This is a genomic window from Nocardioides sp., from assembly GCF_030019515.1.
Taxonomy (GTDB): Bacteria; Actinomycetota; Actinomycetes; order Propionibacteriales; family Nocardioidaceae; genus Nocardioides.
Genome location: NZ_JASEEQ010000026.1, coordinates 1 through 22353 on the forward strand (window position 1 = coordinate 1; position 22353 = coordinate 22353).

At 65.3% G+C, this 22353-nt stretch carries 21 protein-coding genes and 1 pseudogene; 20 read left to right on the forward strand and 2 right to left on the reverse strand.

Translation table 11 applies throughout. The features are described from left to right. A partial coding sequence (locus QMC84_RS21830; RefSeq protein ID WP_300378675.1) for a site-specific integrase occupies nt 1-1214 on the forward strand: 1214 nt, incomplete at its 5' end. An 11-nt stretch (nt 1215-1225) separates the two neighbouring features. Here QMC84_RS21830 and QMC84_RS21835 read toward each other — a convergent pair. Continuing rightward, nucleotides 1226-1508, reverse strand: a pseudogene (locus tag QMC84_RS21835) (IS3 family transposase); the annotation flags it as partial. 163 nt (nt 1509-1671) lie between these two features. Here QMC84_RS21835 and QMC84_RS21840 point away from each other — a divergent pair. The 18 genes from QMC84_RS21840 (at nt 1672) to QMC84_RS21920 (ending at nt 19637) form a co-directional block, all read left to right on the forward strand. Beyond that, the gene (locus QMC84_RS21840) at nt 1672-2463 is read left to right on the forward strand and encodes an enoyl-CoA hydratase-related protein (RefSeq protein WP_300378678.1); all 792 of its coding nucleotides are present in this window, start codon (nt 1672-1674) and stop codon (nt 2461-2463) included. Between the two features lie 9 nt (nt 2464-2472). Further along, a complete protein-coding gene (locus tag QMC84_RS21845) occupies nt 2473-3747 on the forward strand; it encodes an acyl-CoA dehydrogenase family protein (protein ID WP_300378680.1) in 1275 nt (424 codons plus the stop codon). Next, nucleotides 3744-4154 carry an alcohol dehydrogenase catalytic domain-containing protein gene (locus QMC84_RS22460; protein ID WP_366145770.1) on the forward strand — a complete coding sequence of 137 codons (411 nt, stop codon included), beginning with the start codon at nt 3744-3746 and terminating at the stop codon, nt 4152-4154. Before QMC84_RS21845 ends, QMC84_RS22460 begins: the two co-directional genes overlap by 4 nt. Next, nucleotides 4154-5293 (forward strand): acyl-CoA dehydrogenase family protein, encoded by a 1140-nt coding sequence (locus QMC84_RS21850; RefSeq protein WP_300378682.1) that lies wholly within the window; start codon nt 4154-4156, stop codon nt 5291-5293. Before QMC84_RS22460 ends, QMC84_RS21850 begins: the two co-directional genes overlap by 1 nt. A 297-nt stretch (nt 5294-5590) precedes the next feature. Next, nucleotides 5591-7246 (forward strand): AMP-binding protein, encoded by a 1656-nt coding sequence (locus QMC84_RS21855; RefSeq protein WP_300378683.1) that lies wholly within the window; start codon nt 5591-5593, stop codon nt 7244-7246. Beyond that, on the forward strand, nt 7243-8724 hold the full coding sequence (locus QMC84_RS21860; protein ID WP_300378685.1) for a zinc ribbon domain-containing protein: 1482 nt from the start codon (nt 7243-7245) through the stop codon (nt 8722-8724). The genes QMC84_RS21855 and QMC84_RS21860 overlap by 4 nt, the downstream gene beginning before the upstream one ends. After that, a complete protein-coding gene (locus tag QMC84_RS21865; RefSeq protein ID WP_300378687.1) occupies nt 8721-9920 on the forward strand; it encodes a thiolase family protein in 1200 nt (399 codons plus the stop codon). The genes QMC84_RS21860 and QMC84_RS21865 overlap by 4 nt, the downstream gene beginning before the upstream one ends. Further along, the gene (locus tag QMC84_RS21870) at nt 9920-11074 is read left to right on the forward strand and encodes an acyl-CoA dehydrogenase family protein (protein ID WP_300378689.1); all 1155 of its coding nucleotides are present in this window, start codon (nt 9920-9922) and stop codon (nt 11072-11074) included. Before QMC84_RS21865 ends, QMC84_RS21870 begins: the two co-directional genes overlap by 1 nt. Beyond that, the gene (locus QMC84_RS21875) at nt 11071-12249 is read left to right on the forward strand and encodes an acyl-CoA dehydrogenase family protein (RefSeq protein ID WP_300378691.1); all 1179 of its coding nucleotides are present in this window, start codon (nt 11071-11073) and stop codon (nt 12247-12249) included. Before QMC84_RS21870 ends, QMC84_RS21875 begins: the two co-directional genes overlap by 4 nt. Beyond that, entirely contained in the window at nt 12246-13010 is a 765-nt protein-coding gene (locus QMC84_RS21880) for an enoyl-CoA hydratase/isomerase family protein (protein WP_300378693.1), read from the forward strand. Before QMC84_RS21875 ends, QMC84_RS21880 begins: the two co-directional genes overlap by 4 nt. An 87-nt stretch (nt 13011-13097) precedes the next feature. After that, nucleotides 13098-13889 carry an SDR family oxidoreductase gene (locus QMC84_RS21885; RefSeq protein WP_300378695.1) on the forward strand — a complete coding sequence of 264 codons (792 nt, stop codon included), beginning with the start codon at nt 13098-13100 and terminating at the stop codon, nt 13887-13889. Between the two features lie 3 nt (nt 13890-13892). Beyond that, the gene (locus QMC84_RS21890; RefSeq protein WP_300378697.1) at nt 13893-14705 is read left to right on the forward strand and encodes an SDR family oxidoreductase; all 813 of its coding nucleotides are present in this window, start codon (nt 13893-13895) and stop codon (nt 14703-14705) included. A 150-nt stretch (nt 14706-14855) separates the two neighbouring features. Beyond that, nucleotides 14856-15611 (forward strand): enoyl-CoA hydratase-related protein, encoded by a 756-nt coding sequence (locus tag QMC84_RS21895; protein ID WP_300378699.1) that lies wholly within the window; start codon nt 14856-14858, stop codon nt 15609-15611. 81 nt (nt 15612-15692) lie between these two features. Further along, nucleotides 15693-16184 (forward strand): MaoC family dehydratase N-terminal domain-containing protein, encoded by a 492-nt coding sequence (locus QMC84_RS21900; RefSeq protein WP_300378701.1) that lies wholly within the window; start codon nt 15693-15695, stop codon nt 16182-16184. Nucleotides 16185-16190: 6 nt separating this feature from the next. After that, complete coding sequence (locus QMC84_RS21905) at nt 16191-16631, forward strand: MaoC/PaaZ C-terminal domain-containing protein (protein WP_300378703.1); 441 nt, start codon at nt 16191-16193, stop codon at nt 16629-16631. Between the two features lie 314 nt (nt 16632-16945). Then, complete coding sequence (locus QMC84_RS21910) at nt 16946-17710, forward strand: hypothetical protein (protein WP_300378705.1); 765 nt, start codon at nt 16946-16948, stop codon at nt 17708-17710. Continuing rightward, the gene (locus QMC84_RS21915; RefSeq protein WP_300378706.1) at nt 17707-18882 is read left to right on the forward strand and encodes a thiolase family protein; all 1176 of its coding nucleotides are present in this window, start codon (nt 17707-17709) and stop codon (nt 18880-18882) included. The genes QMC84_RS21910 and QMC84_RS21915 overlap by 4 nt, the downstream gene beginning before the upstream one ends. Nucleotides 18883-18893: 11 nt before the next feature. Further along, nucleotides 18894-19637 (forward strand): SDR family NAD(P)-dependent oxidoreductase, encoded by a 744-nt coding sequence (locus QMC84_RS21920; RefSeq protein ID WP_300378708.1) that lies wholly within the window; start codon nt 18894-18896, stop codon nt 19635-19637. A 249-nt stretch (nt 19638-19886) separates the two neighbouring features. On the opposite strand, the gene QMC84_RS21925 is transcribed toward QMC84_RS21920, so the two are convergent. Continuing rightward, nucleotides 19887-20759: an alpha/beta hydrolase gene (locus QMC84_RS21925; protein WP_300378710.1), complete on the reverse strand. Its 873-nt coding sequence runs from the start codon at nt 20757-20759 to the stop codon at nt 19887-19889. 691 nt (nt 20760-21450) lie between these two features. On the opposite strand from QMC84_RS21925, the gene QMC84_RS21930 reads away from it, so the two are divergent. After that, nucleotides 21451-22299, forward strand: coding sequence for a branched-chain amino acid ABC transporter permease (locus QMC84_RS21930; RefSeq protein ID WP_300378712.1), 849 nt, complete (start codon nt 21451-21453; stop codon nt 22297-22299). The last annotated feature ends 54 nt before the right edge of the window (nt 22300-22353 follow it).

Here is a 22353-nt window from a genome sequence, read left to right on the forward strand (position 1 = left end):
GCATTCTCACTTCACGACGCGCTCACCAGGCCCAGTTCATCGGTGGATCGAGGCTTAGCCTGCGCCCCTCGTCCGTGGCCTGCTTCGACACCACCTTCCGTCAGTTCGCCACGATGCTCACCACCGCGGACCCGCCGGTGGTCCGGGTCGCAGACATCACCCGTGAGCACATCGAGGCCTACAAGCGCGACCTAGCCACCCGCCCCGGCCACCACGGCAAGCCGCTGTCGAAGACCACACTGGGGATGCGGGTCGGGCACCTGCACACCTTCTTCACTCGGATCACCGAATGGGACTACGACGACGTCCCAGCCCGGATCCCGGTCTATGCCAGCGACCGGCCCCGACTCGACAAGCCGCTACCGAAGTTCCTCGACGACGCCCAAGCCGTCGCGTTCATGACCGCTGCCCGGAACCTGCCCGACCCGCTCGACCGGCTCATGGTCATCGCCCTTGCCCGCACCGGGATGCGCCGCGGCGAACTACTCGGCCTGACCATCGACGCCGTCGTCCAGATCGGCACCGGCTACTGGCTACGCACCCCGGTCGGAAAGCTCCATACCGACCGATACATCCCGCTGCACCCACAGCTCAAGGACCTGCTCGACGACTGGGTCGCCGCCCGTCCAGGCTGGCAGGCCACCACCCTGCTGCTGACCGACCGCGGCCGTCCGATCCCACCGACCCGGGTCGACAAAGCTGTCCAGAAAGCCGCCACCGCGGCCGGGATCGGCCACGTCCACCCCCACCAACTGCGACACACCCTCGCCACCCAGGCCATCAACCGCGGCATGTCACTCGAAGCGATCGCCGCGCTGCTCGGGCACCACGACCTGTCCATGACCATGGTCTACGCCCGCATCGCCGACCGGACCGTCGCTGAGGAGTACTTCGCCGTCACCGAGAAGGTCGAAGCCCTCTACGAAGCCCACGCACTACCTGCAGCCCTGCCCGCCGAGGCCGCCGGACCGAACATGCGGTCCCTACGCAACGAGACCGTCAAACGCCTACTTGGCAACGGCTACTGCGGCCGACCACGCGAACTGGAGTGCCAGTACGAGACCATCTGCGAGTCCTGCACGATGTTCTTCACCACCATCGAGCACCGCGGCACCATCCAGGCCCAACGCGACAACGCCGTCGAGCATGACCACGACCGCCGCCGCGACGTCTACGACGCCCTACTCACCAAGCTCGACAACAACCCCGCTTGACACCGATCACCCACATAAATCGCCGCTGCCTTCAAAATCTCGTTCGCCGCCGCAGCTCGGCGTTCTCGCGCTTGAGCCGCTTGAGCTCCTCGGCCTCCTCGCTCGTCACACCCGGCCGCTTGCCGGCGTCGACCTCAGCCCGGCGAACCCACGGTCTCGGGGGGCACCGACCCCGAGCTTGTCGGCCACCACCGTGATCGCAGCCCACTGCGACCCGTGCTGCGGAGCGATCTCCGCGACCATCCGCACCGGGCGCTCCCGAAGCTCCTGCGGGTACTTGCTCGGTCTTGCCATGTTCCAGATCCTCCCAACGAAGGGAGCCTCCGGACACGCCGGGAGGTGTCACCCCGCTGGCCAGAAACTTGCTGTGCACTTGTTGACGTTGACGTTGACGTGACGTTGACATCGCGGAGACTGAGGGCTAGCCTCATAGAATGATTATGAGGAACAGATCATTATGATGGATTACACTCACATTCTCTACGAAGTCAACGACGGCGTCGCGACGGTCACTATTAACCGTCCGAAGCAACTGAATGCCTTTGATGGGACCACCATTACCGAGTTGACGGACGCCTTCCACCGCATTGAAGAGGACAAGGACGTCGGAGTGGCGGTCCTGACCGGTGCCGGTGAGCGTTCCTTCTCCGCTGGCGGCGACGTCAACTGGGAGGCCGAGGGGGGGTTGGAGGGCCGGAAGGGCGAAGACCAGATCAAGGCGTTCTACGCCGCGATCCGGTCCTGCTATAAGCCCACAATCGCGCGTATCAATGGTTATGCGATCGGCGGCGGCCACCACATGGCGTACATGTGTGACCTGAGCATTGCCGCGGACCACGCGATCTTCGGGCAGAACGGTCCGCGTGTTGCGAGTCCGGCGCAGGGTTGGCTGGTCAGTTACCTCATCGACGTCATCGGCGCCAAGCGGGCACGTGAGTTCTGGCTGCTGTGCCGGCGTTACACCGCCGAGCAGGCTCTGGACTTCGGTCTCGTCAACGCCGTGGTGCCCATGGATCAGCTCGATGCCGAGGTGCGCAAGTGGTGCGACGAGATCCTGGCACTGAGTCCCTCGGTGATCAAGATAGTCAAAGCCAGTTTCGACAACCACTTCGACGATGTTCGGACACGACAGGACGAGATCGACTTCTTGCAGCGCATCAATCCTTCGTTCTGGCAGAGCGGAGAGCAGAAGGAAGGTACTGAAGCCTTCCTGAACAAGCGGACACCCGACTTCTCCCCATGGCGATGAGGCAGGGCCGTGCCTACTTCCCCAACTCCTGATCAGGCGTCGCTACGCCAGGCGGTGCGCGGTTTCGTCCAGCGCTATGCGCCCCTGGATGTGGTGGCGCAATGGGACGATGACGCGTACTACCCAGCAGAGTTCTTCCAGCGATTCGCCGAGCACGGGTACATGGCGCTTCCCTTCTCGACGGTCTATGGCGGCGACGGCGCCGGTGCCGTTGAGATGGCGATCATCGGGGAAGAGCTGGGCCGGCACGGCCTGGACATCGCGGCAGGCTTCGGGCTGACGGTATTCATGGCGATGAACATCGAGCGGCACGGTTCCGAGGAGCAGAAGCGATACTTCCTGCCACGCGTTTTCTCGGGTGAGACACGTTTCGCGATCTCGATGACCGAACCTGACGCCGGCAGCGACGCCGCCGCGATCCGGCTGACGGCCACCCCGAAGGGCAGTGGGTACGTCCTCAACGGGCAGAAGATGTTCACCACCGGCGCCGGCATCCCGAACACCGTGCTACACGTCACTGCAGTTACGGATTCAGGGGCTCCGAAACGGTCAAACATGTCTGTGATTCTCGTGCCCAACGATGCTCAAGGCGTCGAGATCCGACGGCTACGTACCGTAGGCCGGCACATCCTCGGTACCTACGAGGTGTTCTACGATAACGTATACGTCGACTCCGACCAGGTTCTCGGCGAGCTGGACCAGGGGTGGTCGGTGCTGCATTCCAGCCTCGAGCTAGAACGGCTCTTCTCGTGCGCGGCGATGGTCGGTGCCGCGCAACAGGTCCAGAAGATGACCACGGACTACGTCACCGAACGGCAGCAGTTCGGGCGACCCATCGGCACGTTCCAGGCGGTCAGCCATCAGATCGCGGACATGCACTGCGCGGTGGAATCGGCTCGCCTCCTCACCTACGACGCCGCGCGCAGCATGGACCAGGAGTCCACCGACACCTTCCGCAAGGCAGCGGTCGCGAAACTCGTCGCCTCGGAAGCATTGCAGAACGCGACCAACACGGGAATGCAGCTGATGGGCGGCTACGGCTACATGCTCGAGTTCCAAATGCAGCGGTTCTGGCGCGAGGCCCGGATCATCACGGTGACCGCTGGCACCTCCGAGATCCAACGCTCCATCATCGCTCGGGAACTAGGGCTCGGAGCACCGTCGCGCGTGCCGCAACCAGAGAAGTCACCGATGCCAAGCCGGCCAACGCCGACGATCCCCCCCGGTGGCGGCATGCCCTCGCAGGAGCACCGTGTCGACGACAACAAGGAAGCGCGGACATGAGAACCAGCGCGGTGGTTCTACGCGGCGTAATTCAGCCGTTCCAGGCGACGGAAGTCGAACTCCACGGCTCTAAGGTTCCGCGAGGTCCAGATCAAGTTGGCGCCGACGGGCGACATCTCGGTGCCTTCCCGACGATCTGCGGTCATGCGTCCGCCGGCGTGGGGTCGGGGCCGGGGGCCGTCGACCCCGGCAGTCGCGTGGCGATCTCGTTCATGGCCGCCTGCGCTTATTGCCGGTTCTATGCCCAGGGACGGAGCCATCGGTGCGACCAGGGTGCGGGAACCATGATCGGTCAGCAGATGGACGGCACATGCGGAGGCAGCAATCGTCTTGCAACCCTCGGGTCCGTCCGGACCACCCGGGCGACGTGCATACAGCAGGTCGCACCTTCCTCGAGGAGTCAATGATGTACGACGCGGACCTAAGCGACGAACAGATCATGCTGAAGACGACGGTTCGCGATTTCTGCCGTCGTGAGGCCCCACGCGACAAGATCGCGGCCATGACCAACAACGGTGAGACCGCGCACGTTGACGCGCTCTATCGCAAGATGGCTGATCAGGGCTGGCTGGGCATCGGCGTCCCGGAGTCCTTCGGTGGAGAAGGGGGGACGTTCGTCGAAGAGCTGCTGGTCGTCGAAGAGCTTTCTTATGGTCGCGCTCCAGTCGGTGGTCACCTGACGACCTCGATCCTGGTCCACGCAGTCGCTGAGTTCGCGTCCGACCAACAGCGGGAGACCCTGTTTCCGGCGGTCGTCGCCGGCGACGTCATGTCGATCGCGATCACCGAACCCGACGCTGGATCGGATGTTTCCGCTCTGCGGACCCGAGCCACCGAACGGGGGGTCGGGTGGGTTCTCAACGGACAGAAGATGTTCTGCACGAACATCAACATCGCCCAGTGGGTGATTGTAGTCGCGAAGGTCGGCGGCCAGTCCGATGACCGTCATGCCGGGATGACACTGTTCTTGGTGCCGACCGACCGCCCCGGCATCACTCACAATCGCGTTCCCACCCTGGGGCACGTCGACACCAACGCCGTGTTCTTTGACAACGTCGAAGTCGGGCCGGAGGACGTTTTTGGCAAGGTGGGCGGAGCTTTCAGCCATTTGATCTCGCTGTTGAACACCGAGCGGCTGATCTTGGGCGCCTACAGCGTCGGGTTGGCGCGACGTGCTCTCGACGACACGATCGCATACGTGAACCAACGTGAGCAGTTCGGCAAGCCGGTGGGGAAGTTCCAGGCGGTACAGCACACGATTGCTGAGATGGCCATGAAGGTCTATGCCGGCGAGTCGTTGATGCTGCGGGTCGGGCGGAAGGTGGACGCCGGCGTAGCAACCGGCCAAGAGGCCTCGATCGTGAAGCTGTACACCAGCGAAGCCGCGAAGGAAGTGACCCTCGACGGGATGCAGATGATGGGCGGCTATGGCTACATGATGGAGTTCGACATGCAGCACTACCTCCGCGACGCGGTCGTCGGCACGGTTTTCGGAGGGACCTCCCAAATCCAGAAGAACCTCATCGCCCACCAGGTCGGGCTGTGACGCACACGCGGCAAGCCGTCATTCTGGCGGCCCGCCGCCCCCGATCGGCAAGCGCAATAGCTTCTTTTCTTGGTGGCCCCTGGTTGATCTCCTGGTCGAGGTGGTCCGTGGTCGCGGTGGAGACCGCCGGGGTAGACCCGCAGCGGCATCGACGAAGTGACCGTCCGCTAGGTGCGAGCGGATCGTATGCCCGCCTGTTCATGCCCTACGGCGCCGGCAGGCGCGGCGCGGCCTGGTCACCATTTGCAAGGGCGGAAGCATGCGCAACGCCATCCTTCTAGAGGCCGTCTCCTGACGGTGGATTCGGAGCAGTCAATGCTAGTTCGAGAGATCACCCCGCAGGCACGAGCCGCCTTTGAATCGGCCGGCATGTGGCAAAACAAAGCGTTCTTCCAGTACGTCGACGAAGCCGCCCAGCGGAATCCGGACAAGTTGGCCCTCGCCGACCAATTTCACCGACTAAGCTACGCCGAGGTCGTAGCGCTGTCCAAGGCTCTCGCCGCGTTCCTCATCCAGGCTGGCGTCAAGCCGGGTGACGCGGTATCGGTGCAGGCCCCGAACAGCGTGCTTCTCCCCCTGGTGCACATCGCAGTCAGCCGCGTCCAGGGTGTCTACGTCCCGATGCACGAGGCCTGGCGCGAGACCGAAGTGCATCATCTGCTCGCGACATCCCAGGCCAAGATCGTATTCGGGGTGCGCGAGTGTCACGGCTTCGAGCATTACAAGATGATCGAGGGATTGTCTGGGCTGGAGGACCTGGAGCAAATCGTCCCACTGGTCCACGGCGCCGAGGGCCTCGACCTTGTGCCGGGCAGGGACATCCCCCCCGACGAAGTGGACCAACTGCTTGAAGCCGTCCCACTGGACAGCGACGCCGCCAGACACACGATGATCAGTTCGGGTACCACCGCTATGCCCAAGATCAGCGAGATGAGTGATAACGGTTACATCGCCCTCTTGTTGGGCGCCTACGTTCGTCGCTGTGGGATGTCGTCGGATGACATCGTGGTCGGCCTGGCGCCCGCGGCCACCGGCGCCACGGGTTACGTGTTCCCCGTGGTCGCTCCCCTGATGTTGGGCGCCACCTCGATTCTCCTCGATCCCTGGTTGGCCGACAATGCGCTGAACCTGCTGGAGCAGGAGGGTGCGACTTGTGCGGTCGCCGTGCCGACGCAACTGGTCCAGATGCTCGATTCGCCTCTGGCGAAGACGGTGGACCTCACGCCGCTGCGATTCATCACCAATGGCGGCGCGCCGCTGGCCGAAGTGAAGGCCCGAGAAATCGAGGCCGCGTTCGGGTGTCAGGTACACACGATGTATGGCACGACCGACGCTGGCGTTCCACTGATGATGCCGCTCGATCTGGCTGATCCCGGCTCCCGGGTCAGCTCGGTGGGCACGGTCGCGGAGGGGATGGAGTTGATCCTGACCGATGCGGTCGGCCAGCAGGTGGCGCCTGGACAGGTCGGGGAGATTCTCTGGCGCGGAGCGCAAAGCTACCTCGGGTACCGCAACGACGAGGCCAACACCACGAAGGTGTTCGACGAGAACGGGTGGTACCACTCCGGAGACCTCGGCTCCATCGACTCGACTGGCTTCATCCGCATCGTCGGCCGTACCAAGGACATGATCATCCGCGGGGGCCAGAACATCTTCCCGGGTGAAATCGAGGAGATACTTTCGCACAGCGATCAGGTCGCTGCCGTGGCGGTGGTCGGCGTTCCAGACGACGTGATGGGTGAGCGTGCGTGTGCCTGCGTCACACTCAAGGATCCGAACAGATCGTTCACCTTCGAGAACATGATTCAGTTGCTCGACGCGGCGAAGGTGGCCAAGTTCAAGAGGCCCGAATTCCTGGAGATACTCGAGTCCTTCCCCGAGAGCGCGGGCGGCAAAATCCAGAAAGCCGAGTTGGCCAAGCTCGTCCAGAAGCGTGATCAGGAGCGTAAGTGAGTTCAGTGAACGGTGGCCGAGACACCGTCTCGACGAGCTGGGGCTCATCGGCCGGCCTTTCCGGGCTGGGCTGGTATGTCCCACGGTTGCGTCTCGCCAGCAAGCAATGGCAGAAGGCGTGGCCAGGGGTCTCGACCGACGGCGGCGTGACCGTCGCTGTCCCAGACAGCGACGAAGACGTGGTCACGATGGCCGTCGAGGCGGCCGACGGCGCGCTGGCCGACGCTGGGATCTCCATCGATGACGTCGACGAGATCTACCTGGCCAGCGCCTCGGGGCCCTACACCACGAAGTCCTCGGCGGCGATGGTGGGAGCCGGTCTCGGCGCTGACCGCGCGCGCACCGTGGACTTCGGCGGCTCGACCCGCTCGATCGGCGATGCTCTGACCGCCGCGCTCGACGCCGTGGCGCACGGCCGCGTCCGCCGCGTGTTGGTGATCGGCTCTGACTTCCTTCCCGCAACGCCGGGCGACACCCTGGAGACCAGATTCGGGGGAGCGGCCGGTGCCGCCGTCGTTGATGCCGAGGCCCGTCTGCTCCAGGCGCGCGCTGCGGGCAGTGTCCTGTCCACGGCGACCACGCATTGGCGTTGTTCCGGCGCGAAGTTCGTCCAGCGCTACGACGACCCGCGCCTGGAACGCGAGGGTTCGGTCGTGCCGAACCTGGTGCGGTCCGCGGCGTCCATCCTCGAGCCCGAAGACCTGTTCGTGCTCCCGGGAACCGCAGCGAAATTCGAAAGGCTCATCGCGAAAGAATCCGGGCACCCGCGGGTCTCGGCCCAGGCCCGAACCTTGGCGGGAGTAATCGGCGACACGGGCAACGCGCACTCCTTGGTCGCGTTGGCCGAAGCGCTGAGCGAGGCGCCGACCTCGGTGGTCGTCGGATTCGAGGGCTCGGGCGCTGGCGCCAGTGCCATCCGGTTCACGGTGCCCGAAGCGGCCGACCTCAGTCGGAGACAGGCTGTGCTGCCCGCCGTTTCGGACGGCGCTCTCATTGACTATGTGACCTTCCTGAAGGCCACGGGAAAGCTCGCCCCGAGCGACACGAGCGGGCCGGCGTCGCCGTATTCCGCCTCGCCGGGCTGGATGCGTGACGAGCGACACCTCCTCGCGCCGACCGGAGCCTTGTGTTCGGCGTGCGGATCGCTGAACTACCCGCCGCGCTCCATTTGCATCGATTGCCGTGGCTCCGACTTGACCGAGGTGCTTCTGCCGCGGACCGGGACTGTCCTGACCTACAACGTGCAGCACATCGTCCCAATTTCCCCGGAGGAAGCTCCCGTGGCGGTGTGTGTCGCCCAGATGGAGGGGGGACGTGCCGACGGCTACGGGGGCAAGGTGACGGCACTGATGTTGCGCGAGGCAGCAGAAGACGTCCGCATCGGTTCCGAAGTGCGCCTGATCTTCCGGCGCGCCGGTGTCGAACACGGAATGGTGCGCTACGGGTACAAGTTCGGACTGAGGGAGTCTAGCTCATGACAGGCCAAGGACTGCCGGTCGCTGTTGTAGGCGCCGGAATGATCGATTTCGGCGAGTTGTTCGACGTCTCCTACGACGAGATGGTCGTAGGGGCCTATCGCCGCGCCCTCTCGAGCGTCGATAAGGGCATAGATGACTCCCAGCTGGAAGCGGCGTGGCTCGGGACGTGTTTCGGCGAGTTCATCCGGCGAAACGTCACCACCGGTGCGCTCCTCGCGGATCCGCTGCGCTTCTTCCCGCGCCCGGTCACCCGGGTCGAGAACGCGTGCTGCACCGGAAGCGACGCTATCCGCAATGCCGCCTTCGCCATCGCCGCCGGTATCTACGACGTGGTCTTAGTGGTGGGTGCCGAGAAGATGCGTGACATCCCTTCCCGCCAGTCGTTGGTGTCGCAGACCGCGACGGTATTCCATGAGTGGTCACATCCCCGAGGGACCACGGCACCCAACCGTTTCGGCCAGTTCGCCACGGCGCACATGGAGAAGTATGGCACCCGGCGCGAGGACTTCGCCGAGATCGCCGTGAAGAATCACGCGAACGGCAAGCACAACCCACACTCGCACTTTAAGTTCGACGTCAGCTTGGAACAGGTTCTGAATAGCGCCCCCATCTCGTGGCCGCTGACCCTGCTCGATGCGTGTCCAACCACGGATGGCGCCGCCGCGGTGATTTTGACCCACGAGCGCATCGCCGCCAGTTTCACGGACCGGCCGATCTACTTGTGGGGGACCGGCCTTGCGACCGATCCGATGTTCTCCGGCTGGAAGTCCAGCTACACCGAGTTCCCCGCGACCGCCTCTGCGGCGCAACAGGCCTACAGCATGGCGGGGATCAAACCGCAGGACATCGACTTCGCGGAACTGCACGACTGCTTCACGATCACAGAGCTCATCACCTATGAGGACCTCGGTTTCTGCGAGAAGGGCAAGGCGGGCGCCTGGCGGGCCAGCGGCGGCCCGTACATCGGTGGCCAGATCGCGTGCAACACCAGCGGAGGACTCAAGGCGAAAGGCCACCCGGTGGGCGCAACCGGTGTGGCTCAGGTCGTCGAGGCATGGGAACAGCTTCGCGGCGAAGCCGGTGCGCGCCAAGTCGAGAATGCAGATATCGGACTCACACACAACCTCGGCGGGATCGGCACGATCGTCTCGGTCAACATCTACGGGCGCGAACCTCGACGGCAGGGACGCGCCTGATGGTGCGGCTATTGAACTTCCCTCGCCCTGAGCTCGACGAGCGGCACCTTCAGTTGAGGACCGCCGTTCGCGAATTCCTCGACTCCGAGCTCAGCGCTGGTACCTTCCAGCCGACGTGCGACTCCTGGCTGTCGGGGCACGACCCGGTGTTCAGCAAGAAACTCGGCCAGCAGGGCTGGATCGGTATGACGTGGCCGCGGGAATACGGCGGCCAGGGGGCATCCCAGGTCGACCGGTACATCCTCACCGAGGAGTTGTTGGCCGCGGGTGCACCTGTGGCGGCACACTGGGTGTCGGACCGTCAGATCGGGCCTGGTCTTCTCCGGCATGGGTCGGAGGCGATCAAGAGGCGCTTCCTGCCGGCGATTGCCTCCGGTGAGTGCTATTTCTCTGCGGGCATGAGTGAGCCGGACTCGGGATCCGACCTCGCCTCCATCCGCACGAAAGCAGTGCCCTCCGGTGACGGCTGGGCCATCACGGGCCAGAAGGTGTGGACCAGTCACGCGCACCACAACCACTACATCATCATCTTGTGCCGTACCTCCCCGCGCGGCGAGGACCTGCACGAGGGGATCAGCCAGATCATCGTGCCGCTCGACGCGCCCGGACTGACGGTCCGGCCGATCAGGATGTTGAGCGGGGAGCACCACTTCAACGAGGTCATTCTGGATGAGGTTTACGCGCCTGCCGAGATGATCCTCGGTGCGCCGGGCTCCGGGTGGAGCCAGGTGACGGGCGAACTCGCCTTCGAGCGCAGCGGTCCCGAGCGATTTCTTGCCGCGTTCCCCCTGGTCGCGGAAGTGGTGCGGCGGGTCGGTCCGGACGTCGACGATCGCACTGCGGAGATCCTCGGGCGCTTGGCCTCGGATCTGATGGCGTTGCGTCGGTTGTCCATGGCGGTAGCTACGGCGCTGGACGCGGGGACCGCCCCGCCCGTCGAAGCGGCGATGGTGAAGGATATCGGCAGCCGCGTCGATCAGCAGATTCCCGAGCTCGCTCGTCGGCTCCTACCGACCGCCGGGGAGCTCGGCTCCGACGACACCTACGCCCGGCTGTACGCCGAGGCGCTCACGGCATCCCCAGGCTTCACGCTGCGGGGTGGAGCGGTCGAGATCCTGCGGGGGATCGTGGCGCGAGGGATGGGCATGCGATGACCGACGAGTCTTCCCTGATCTCCCTGGTGACAGCGCTCCTCGCCTCTCGCCCGTTAGGGAATGAGCTCGAGGTCAGTGAATGGCACGCCAATGTCTGGCGTCAGCTGGAGGACACCGGGCTGTCGCTGGTCGGCGTGCCGGAGGAGGCAGGCGGCCAGGGCGGGTCCATCGCGGAGATCACGACGGTGGTCCGGTTGACCGGTAGGCACTTTGCTCGTGTGCCGGTCGCCGAGACGGCGATCTTGGCCGGATGGGTGCTCGCGGAGGCGGGACTTTCGATTCCTTCGGGCCAGCTCACCGTCTCCCTGGCCGGGGACCCTACGTTCTCGCTGATCGGGCTCGGAGCTGAGCGCGTCATCAGTGGTAGTGCATCGCGTGTGCCCTACGCGACCACGGCCGCGCGGGTCGTGGTGTCTGCCCGCGACGAGTTCGGCGACTTGTGGGTTGCGTCGCTCCCGGCTGCTGATTTGGAGCTGACACCCGGTCAGAACTTGGCGGGTGAGCCGCGGGACGGGGTGTCATGTGTCTACCTGCCGGTACAACACCAGGACCTGGCCCGTGTGCCCTCTCACGTGTTGGAGACCGCCCACCTCCGTGGCGCGCTGGCGCGCGGAGCGGCCATGGTAGGTGCTGCCGAGCGTGCGTTGGACCTAACGCTGCGATACGCGCGCGAACGGGTGCAGTTCGGCAGGCCGCTGGGGAAGTTCCAGGCGATCCAGGGCCTGGTGGCCGAGCAGTCGGGCGAAGTGGCGGCGGCGGCAGCTGCTCTGGACACGGCGGTCGAAGCCATGCTGACGGGGCGGGATGTCGAGATCTCAGTCGCGGCCGCGAAGACCCGAATCGGCTCGGCGGCGAGCCGGGCCAGCGCCATTGCCCATCAGGTGCACGGAGCGCTAGGCATGACCGACGAGCATCCGCTCCACTTGGCCACGCTGAGCATGTGGTCCTGGCGCGACGAGTACGGCCGGGACAGTGAATGGGCGATCACCCTGGGCCGCAGCGTCGCGGAGGCCGGTGGTGCCGGCGTGTGGCCTTTGCTGACCTCCGTTCCAGCCCCGCCTGACACGCCGATCGAAGAGATCGGCGAGGGCGACGACAAGCAACCCGGAGGCTCTCCCGGATCAGGGTCCGCGACTCCCACACAGCTCTCACAGGAGGACGAATACCAACCATGAGCGTCGAAATTTGGCAGGACGGTCCTGTCCTCACTACCCGGCTGTGCGATGGCCATCGCCGCAATCCTCTCAGCAGGGCAGTCCGGGCTGGCCTGTGGGATGCGATCACCCGGGTCCGCAAGGACAAGGGCATCCGCGTACTTGTCCTAGAAGGAGAAGGGCCTGCCTTCTGTGCCGGCGGAGACCTGGCTGACATGCCTCACGACCACCTCGCCGGGATGGACTTCCTGACGGAAGTGTGGGACCTCTTCTGCGCCCTGGAATGTCTACCCGTCCCTGTGGTGTCCGCCGTGCATGGGCCGGCGACAGGCGGCGGATTCGAGTTGTGCCTCGCGAGCGACTTCGTCGTCGCCGGTCGCGAGAAAGCGAGATTTGCGATCCCCGAGGTGAAGGTAGGTCTCGTTGCTGCCTTCGCAGTCTGCCGCCTGCCCCAGATTTCTGGGCTGCGCCGGGCGCGCCAGGCGGGCATGGGCGGCGGGTTCCTGTCGGCCGAGGAGGCGCTTGACTGGGGCATCGTCACCGAAGTTGTTGACGACGCCGACGTTCACGCCCGGACGCGCGCGCTTGCCCAGGAGCTCGCCAAGGGCTCGCCGATCGCTGTCGCTCTCACCAAGCGCATCATGAACCGCGAACTCGGCGGTATGGAGAAGTACTTCGGCATCGACGCCTGCGCGATGCTTTTTGCCAACGCCGATACCCGGGAGGGGATAGACGCGTTCTTGAATAAGCGCGAAGCGAAGTTCATCGGTCGGGAAGGCTGACCGGTCGGCGAAATTTGCAGGATCGGCCGCGGATCGAGCGGGCATCGGCGCCAACAACAATGGCTCAACAGTTGAAAGGTACATCGCATGGATCTGGAGCTTGCAGGCAAGTCCGTCATCGTCACCGGCGGCGCGTCTAATATCGGCCGCAGCATCGTCCTTCGCTTTGCCGCCGAGGGGGCGAAGATTACGCTCGCCGATCTCGATGTTGAGGCTGGCAAGCGAGTCGCCGACGCCGCGGTGGCGGCCGGCGCCGCCGACGTCAATGTCGTGCGGACCGACGTTACCCAGTACGACGAGGTTCAGGCCTTAATGCAGTCGGCAACGTCTGCTTTCGGGACGCTCGACGCGCTGGTCAATAACGTCGGCTGGGACGACATGATGTACTTCACTAAGACCACGCCCGACTTTTGGCAGAAGGTCATCAGCATCAACTATGTTTCGGTGCTGAACACTTCACACCTGGCCCTCCAGTATATGGCCGAGCACGGTGGAGGCAGCATCGTCTCCATCAGTTCCGACGCCAGTCGGATGGGTGAACCACGCGAAGCTGTGTACGGGGGAACGAAGGCTGCGGTCAACAGTTTCATGAAGACCGTCGCTAAGGAGAATGGGCGGTACGGCATCCGCTGCAACACCGTGTGCCCAGGCGTCACAGTGCCGGAGTCCTCCGAGGAACTCAGCGAGAACAGTCTCTGGGTGAATCCGCTGTTGGACGACCAGCAACTACAGAAGGTCGCGGAGACCCTGCCTCTGCGTAAGGTCGGCCGGCCAAAGGACATCGCCAACGCCGTCGTCTTCTTGTCGTCGCAGACCGCCGCCGGCCACATCACCGGTCAGGTGCTGTCGGTGTCCGGCGGCTACACGATGGTCGGCTAGACGATGCCCAAGGCGCTCGACGGCCGTACGGTCGCCCTCACAGGTGCCGGAGGCGGCATCGGGGCGGCCGCCGCCATCGCGATGGCGGCCGAAGGGGCAAGCGTTGTGGTCAATGACACCGACGAAGCCCGGGCGTATGCAGTCGTCAAGGACATCCAAGGTGCCGGGGGGAAAGCCGCGGCTTGCGTTGCCAGCATCGGCGACGAGGCTTCGGCCGCAGCCCTTCTCTCCACGGCGCTGGACAACTTCGGTGACCTGCATGTGCTGGTCAACTCCGCAGGAATCGTCCGCGACAGGATGATCCACAACATGACCCTCGAGGAGTTCGATCAGGTCATTCACGTGCACCTGCGCGGCACCTGGTGCAACAGTCGGGAGGTCATCAGGTACTGGCGCCCCAAGGCGAAACAGGAGGCGGAAGCGATCGCGGACCCCGCAGAACGCCTGCACCGCAAGATCATCAACGTCACCTCGCTTTCGGGTCTGCGCGGGAACCCGGGGCAGTCGAACTATTCCGCGGCAAAAGCCGGCATCGTCGGGCTGACCAAGACCCTGGCCAAGGAAGTGGGGCCGCTGTCGATCAACGTGAATGTGGTGGCACCGGTGGCCCACACCGACATGACGGCGGGCGCCACGGCACATCTGCCGGACGGACCCGAGAAGGAAGCCTTTTGGGCGAAGCGAATCGAGCGGTCGGCACTGCGCTGGATCGGTCAGCCGGACACGGTGGCCCCGACGTTCGTCTTCCTTGCGTCCGATGCCTCCAACTACCTCACCGGGCAGGTTTTCAACAGTGACGGTGGCGCAAATATCTGATGCCTAATCAGACCGAGTTCTTGGACGGCGGCCCGAGGCGGTCGGCTGGTCAAAGACGGCGATCGAGATTGCGGGTCCCTTGGAGTCGTCTGCATCTGGTCTCGGGGATTGTGTCCATCTCAACCCGTCCAACCACAGTGGAGCAAACGCATGTCTGAGATTCAAGTCACGGTTTCCGATCACGTCGCGACGCTAACGTTGATGGCGGGGTACCGGCGGAACGCGCTGACGTCTGCGATGGCCCGAGAGTTGATTGATGCGCTCGGGTCGATCGACGCCGATCCCGAGATTGGTGCTGTTGTGATTCGAGGAGACGGCGGATCATTCTGTGCAGGCGCCGACCTCGGGACCCTCGCCGCCGCAGGATCCGATCCAGCGGGATCTGAGACCTTTCGGGACATCGGCGTCGTCTACGAGGCGTTCGTTCGTTTCGGCCAGCTGAAAGCCCCCACGGTCGCCGCGATCCGCGGGGCGGCCGTCGGCGCTGGCATGAATCTGGCCCTAGCAGCCGACCTGCGCATCGTCGCGCTCGATGCTCGGCTGATGTCTGGGTTCCTTCGGATCGGAGTCCATCCGGGGGGCGGGCACTTCGCCCTGATGAACCGCGTGGCCGGTCGCGAAGCGTCGGCTGCTATGGGGCTTTTCAGCCAGACGATCAATGGGGAGGACGCCGTCCGCGTCGGGCTGGCCTGGGAGGCGGTGGACGACGCGGAGGTCGAGTCCCGGGCGATCGAGTTGGCCAAGGTTGTTGCTGCGGATCCTGATCTGGCCCGGGCGACCGCCGCCACGTTCCGGCTGGAAGCCGGTCCACCGGCACTGTCGTGGGAAGCTGGCCTTGCGGTGGAACGAGCAACTCAAATGTGGACATTCCGTCGCCGGGGCGAGCGGGCTGGCCATGAGCATTGAGGAGCGATCGTGGCCCCCTCCGGACGTTGACGTTCGAATTCGTTACTGCAACACGATGAAATTTTCGCTGGTAGGTTCCTGATGCCTCAGTTTGCCGACGACTCAGAGAGTTACCTGTTCCCGGTCGATTTTGCAGCCATTCTTCTGTTCGCTCGCTCGGTCGGCGACCAGAGCATCGAATGGCCCCCGGGCGCCTTGACGGATTCGGTACTACCGCGCCAAGTCGCCCTCCCGACCTTCGTCGCTAGTTGCGTCCAATTCGATCCACGCTGGCGCTATCGGCCGCAGCCTGGGGGCCCGTGGCACGGCTCCGCCTCGACAGCCGGTGGTCCTCCGCCGCACGCCGGCTCCGGGAAGCGTTTGCATGCAGAGCAGCACTACGAGTACCACGTGCCTGTGAGGGCAGGCGACGTGCTTACTGTGAGCACCGAGCCGGGAGAGCGCTGGGAAAAGCAGGCTCGGGATGGCCGCGTGCTGCGTTTCGAGGAAGAGATTACCTCTTTTATCAACCAGCGTGGCGAATTGGCCGTCATCGCCAGAAGTGTGGGCGTCCTCACAGAAGTTGGTGGCTGAATTCTTATGCCCAAACTCACCGAAGTGGAGGTCGGCGACAGCTGGTCCAGCGTTGTGGTTAATGACCTGAGTCGAACCCAAATCGTGATGTACGCAGGGGCCTCGGGGGATTTCAACCCGTTGCACACGGACGAGGTTTGGGCTACCAAAGTCGCGGGTTATCCCGCGGTGATTGCGCACGGGCAGCTAATCATGGCACTCTCGATCCGGGCGGTCACCGAAGCCGTAACCCATGCCGATCTCGTCGCCTGCGGCACCCGGTTCCTTGGCACCGTGGCGCCCGGCGACACGTTGCAGGTCACGGCGATGGTTTCGTCAGTGCAGCGCGCGGAGGACTCGTTGTTCGTCGGTGTCGATCTCGTCACTAACAACCAGCACGGTTCGACCGTCGCATCTGGTTATGCCCGTCTCCGGGACCAAGCCATTAAGCGGTCAGAGAAGCTATGATCGTGGTCTGCGTCGCGCGGGGCCCGAACGTGGGCGGTGCAACGCAATTGGGGTCAGGCGCACACAGGCCGCCTCGCTGGGCCGGTCGACCAGTTGGACGCCGATTGATCGGTGCATGGACGGCTGCGAAGCGGTTCATCGTCGCGGTGAGTGGCCCCGGCGACAAGAGCCTCGGGGCACAATCGAGCGCGCTCTGCGCCGTGTACGCCGAGGACGAGGACCTTGAGGGGGACAGCCCGAAGCGACCGCGGACATCGTCCGAGATGACTGGGTGCAACACCGGTGACCTCGCCACCAACGATGAGGACGGGCACATGACGATCGTCGACCGGCTGAAGGACGTGATTATCACCGGCGGACGCAACGGCTACTCGGAGAAGTACGGCGAGAACGTCGCGATCGTCGTGCCGCGGGAGGGGGCCACGATCACGCTCGAGAATCTGCGGGACTATGGAACTCGGCATCTCAGTAGCGACAAGCTGCCTCGCGAGCTCGTCGTCGACGAGATCCCCGAAACCCGTCGGGCTAGATCCTTAAGCACCGCATCCGAGCGAAGCTCGATGCCTGATGCGCCGAGGCCGCAGGGTAGCGACTCGACTCTGAAGGAGCCGGTGACCCCGCAGACCCTGCGACTCAAGGTTTGGTGGCCGGCTCGCCACGATCGAGTTCGCCAGGCCGAAACGCCGCAACGCGCTGAGTCCCAGATCGGCGCCGGCCCTCGCCTGCGACTTCGTCATCGCCAACGAGACGGCCAGTTCACACAGGTGTTCCCCTGCGTCGGCCTGGCGATCGACCTCTGGCCAGCTGGGTCCTGCTGCGACTCGTCGGGCTGCGAGTGGCCGCGAACTTGCGCTCCTCGGCCAGCACGTCGACGGTCCGGCGGCGGAGCAGATCGGACCCATCACTCCCTGCGGCCTGCCCGGGCGAGCACGAAGCACCTCCTTGACGCGACCTGGAACCGGAACCCTCGACGACGCCTTGGCGCGCGGGCCGAAGCGCAGGTAGCCAACGTCTCCACGCCCGAGTTTCCACAAGCCCTGAACACCTTCCGCACCCACCACAAAGGAGCCACATCATGACTCGTGAAGCAGTCATCGTCGACGCCGTCCGCACACCGGTCGGCAAACGCGGAGGCCAGTTGCGCGACTGGCACCCCGTGGACCTGCTCGCGCACACCCTCTCTTACCTCGCCGAGCGCACTGGCGTCGATCCAGCTCGTCTGTCTGACGTCATCGTCGGCTGCGCACTTCAGCGCGGCGAGCAGTCAAGCAACGTCGCCCGCAACGCCCTGCTCGGCGCCGGCCTACCGATCGGCCTACCCGGTACGACCCTCGACCGCCAGTGCGGCTCCGGCCAGCAGGCCGTTCACTTCGCGGCCCAGGCGATCAAGTCCGGGGAGTACGACTTCGCCATCGGAGCCGGTGTCGAATCCATGACGAGGGTCGACCTCGGCCCGCTCTTCGTCCCTGGTGGCGACCGGGGAGACTGGTACGGCGAGCGGGCCCTCGCCCGCTTCGACAGCAACCTCCCCGCCCAGGGACCATCGGTGGAGCTCGTCGCCGAGAAGTGGGGCTTCACCCGCGAGCAGCTCGACGACTTCAGTGTCCGAAGCCACCGCCGAGCCGCCGCTGCCACCGACGCCGGCCACTTCGCCTCCGCGCTCGTGCCCATCGAGGGCACGGCCAAGGACGGCTCGATCGCGCCGGTGACCCGCGACGAGGGCATCCGGGCCGACATCGACCCCGAGCGCGTCGCCGCCCTGCGACCGGTCTTCTCCCAAAGCGGCGTCATCACGGCCGGCAACGCCTCGCAGGTGAGCGACGGCGCGGCCGCCCTCCTGGTCGCCGAACGCGGCGCAGCGGAGGCAGCCGGGCTGCGCCCACGGGCGCGGATCGTCTCCATGGCCGTCGCCGCGGACGACCCGGTGCTCCAGTTCACTGCCATCCTCCCGGCCAGTCAGAAGGCCCTGGACCAGGCAGGCCTCACCGTAGGCGACATCGACCTCGTCGAGGTCAACGAGGCCTTCGCCCCGGTCCCGCTGCTGTGGCGCGAGGAGTTCGGCTACCCCGAGGACCAGCTCAACGTTAACGGCGGTTCAATCGCGATCGGTCACCCTCTCGGCTCAACCGGCGCCCGCCTCCTCACCCAGCTCGTGCACGAGCTCGAGCGCCGCGAGGCCCGATACGGTCTACTCACCATCTGCGAGGGCGGCGGCATGGCCAACACCACCATCATCGAGCGCATCGCCTGAGGGGCAACGACATGGAGATCAACAACCGCACCTTCCTCGTGACCGGAGGCGGGTCCGGGCTCGGTGGCGCGACCACCCAGGCCCTCGTCGAGCGAGGCGCTCACGTCGTCGTCGCGGATCGGGCCGGGACCGCACCTGTCGGCGCGGTCTTCGTCGACACCGACGTCACCGACACCGACGCGGTGGCGCATGCGGTCGACGTCGCCGCTCAGCAGCCGGGACCGCTGTCCGGGGTCGTCAACTGCGCCGGCATCAGCGTAGCCGAGAAGGTGCTCGGCAAGAGCGGCCCGCACCCTCTCGAGGTGTTCTTGAAGGTCCTCGAGGTCAATCTGGCCGGCACCTTCAACGTGATCCGGCTCGCAGCCGCCGCGATGCGTGGCGCCGAGCCGGGCCCGAGCGGCGAACGTGGTGTCATCGTCAACACCGCCTCGGCGGCAGCTTTCGATGGCCAGATGGGCCAAGCCGCCTACGCGGCGTCCAAGGGCGGAGTGGTGGCGATGACCCTCCCGCTCGCCCGCGAGCTCGCTCGCTACGGGATCCGGGTGACGACCATCGCACCGGGACTGTTCCTCACACCGATGATGGGCGTGCTGCCCGTGGCCGCCCGGGAGTCGCTGGGCCAGCAGGTGCCGTTCCCCGCACGGCTCGGAGACCCCTCGGAGTTCGCCGCCCTCGCTGTGCACATCATCGAAAACCAGATGATCAACGGCGAGGTCATCCGCCTCGACGGAGCCCTGCGCATGACCGCACGCTAAAGGAGAAGCCATGATTTCGCCGACCCCATTAACCGCGCGCTCGTCACGGGGTAACCACCGACGACGGGCCGTCCGCTGAGCTGCTCGATGGCAGCGGTGTGTTGGTCGATCGGACCCAGGTGCATCCGGACCAGGAACGCGTGGTGATTGAAGTTCGCGACGACTTCCGTGCGCCAGCGGCGCGGAAGAGGCGCCCCGTCTCGCGCCCGATGCCGCTTACAGCACCTGTCACGATCGCCGACTGACCCGTCAGGAATCTGACACTCCTGGCTGATCCTGCTCGTCGTGATCGGGATCCAATTGTCCGCGTTCGTCGCCGCTCACACCCGACGGCGGACCGACAAAGGTTCGGGCTTCGGCTTCGACCCGACGGAGAAACTCCACATAGGCGAGGTTGAACAGCTCCGGGGCCTCGATGTGCGGCGCGTGGCCCGCCGCGGGCAGCACGAGCAGCTCGCCGCGTCCCCAAGTCGCCGCCTGCGTGCTCATCGCGACTTCCACGAACTCGTCCCGATGGCCCTGCGCGACCAGGAGCGGGCACTGCAGACGCCGGAAGTCGTCCTCCGTGAACCCGACGTTCGTACGGCGGTCCTCGATGAGTCTGCGCAACAGATCAGCCCAGTGGCCAGGTCCGTGCTGGTCGTGCAGCCGGCGCAGGGCCTGTGGCCAACGCGTGAACAGATCCTCGTCATCGTCCGCGGTCAAGTGGTCGTGCCGCCAGACGGATCCGACTATGGCCACAGAGCGCGCCCGGCCCGGGGCTTCCATGGCCAGGCGCAGGACCGGGAGGGTCCCGTGGCTGGCAGCCAAAAAGTGGCTCGGATACGCGTCGACATGCCGGCAGACGGCATCGATGTCGGCTGTGAGCGTCTCGAGGCTGATGTGCCCGTCGGAACTGCGCGCATGGCCGCGGAGGTCGAGCAGGACGACACGGTAGTGCTGGGCCAGCACTTGAATCTGGTACCGCCAGTCGAACTCGCCTGAGCCTGTGCCAGAGTGGACGAGGACGACGCTATCACCCCTGCCCACCACGCGGTAAGCGATCTGGGCGTCGCCCACGTCGAGCCTCGCATACGGCGACGCCGTCGACGCATCCACGGCGGCCGGCACGTTAGGCGTCATCGCGACGTCCGCGCACGCACGTGCTGCCTCTGCCGCCGCTCCGACGAGCAGGCTGGGCGGCAAGCGGAAGCGGCAAGCGGCAAGCGCCTCGGCGCCCTAGCGTGCGACCGACCAACGACGCTACGCACTGCTTGGTTACCACGGAGTCGACGAAGTGACGCGGAAGGCTGACCGGGTGCCGCGAACCAGCAGGCACTGCGCCTGCCCCCCGCCCGCCATGAGATCGCGAACCGGCGGCTGCACCAACAAGGTGACACCCCCTGGGCTCCCGCAGGTTGGCATATGTGTCTACGAAGTTCACGATCGCCAGCTCGTCGGGATGGTGCTCAACTCCTGGTCGAACTGCTCAGAAATGCACCAGTGGCACCGCATGGCCGGGTCGCGGAGCCGGTGACCGGCCGCTGAGTCGTGCCGCCCGCTGGCTCGATTGAGAATCCCCATAGCCCATCTCCTTAGCCAAATTCTGTCTCGTGGGTACCGTATTATCCTTATAACCGATAGGCAAACGCTGTGCTTGTCGCCGGCACGAGCAGCTCTCGGTTTGAGGTTCTGATCGGGCGTGCTAGCGGATCGGCAGCCTGCCGTGCTGGCGCAAAGCGTAATGAGTGCTATGATTACGCTCTATGGTCCCGGTCACAGTTCAAGGCGCTGGCATCGGGGGCCGTCAGACGAGGAAGTTTGGGGTGGTGACATGGCGATCCAGCTGCTTAACGGCTTGACGTACGGAGCGCTCCTGCTCAGCACTGCCGTCGGTCTGGCTCTGATGTTCGGGCTGCGTGGAGTGGTCAACTTCGCCCACGGCGCGCTCTACGCCCTGGGCGCCTACCTCGGCTACTCGATCGCTCAGCAGAGCAACTATTGGATCGCACTCGTGCTGGCGCCGCTGGTCGCCGCAGGTATCGGCGCCGCACTGGACCGCTTCATCCTCAGGCCGCTCGACGGACGTCCGCGGATTACGCTGGTTCTGCTCACCTTCGGGCTCGGGTTGGTGCTCACCGACGCCTTCCGCTGGATCTGGGGGAGCGACCAGCTCCTACTCAACCCGCCTGCTGCGCTGGCCGGAACCGTCGGTCTCGCCGGCTCCACCTATCCGGTCTACCGGCTGTTCATCGCCGCTACCGGCTTGCTGACCGGACTCGCGCTCATCCTCCTGCTCCGACGTACCAGCTTCGGCCTCCGCATCCGCACAGCGAGCGCCGCCCCCGACATCGCGGCGATCCACGGTGTCAACGTATCGGCGGTGCAGACGCTCGTCGTCGCCCTCGCCGTAGGGCTCGCAGGCTTGGCCGGGGTTCTGGCTGCACCGCTGTTCACGGTGACGCCGGACATGGGCGCAACTGTCTTGGTCGAGTCCTTCATCGTCATCGTGGTCGGCGGACTGGCGAGCATGCCCGGTGCCATGGTGGCAGCCCTAGTCATTGGTATGGTCACCACCTCGGCGAATGCGTACCTCGGCTCCTACGCCACGCTGGCGCCGTACATCGTCGTGGCGATGATTTTGATCATCCGGCCGCACGGACTCGCCGGGGAGCGCGCGTGACGACAATGCGGGGAGTCCGCAGCCACCGCTCCGTCGGCGACACCTCCGCTGAAC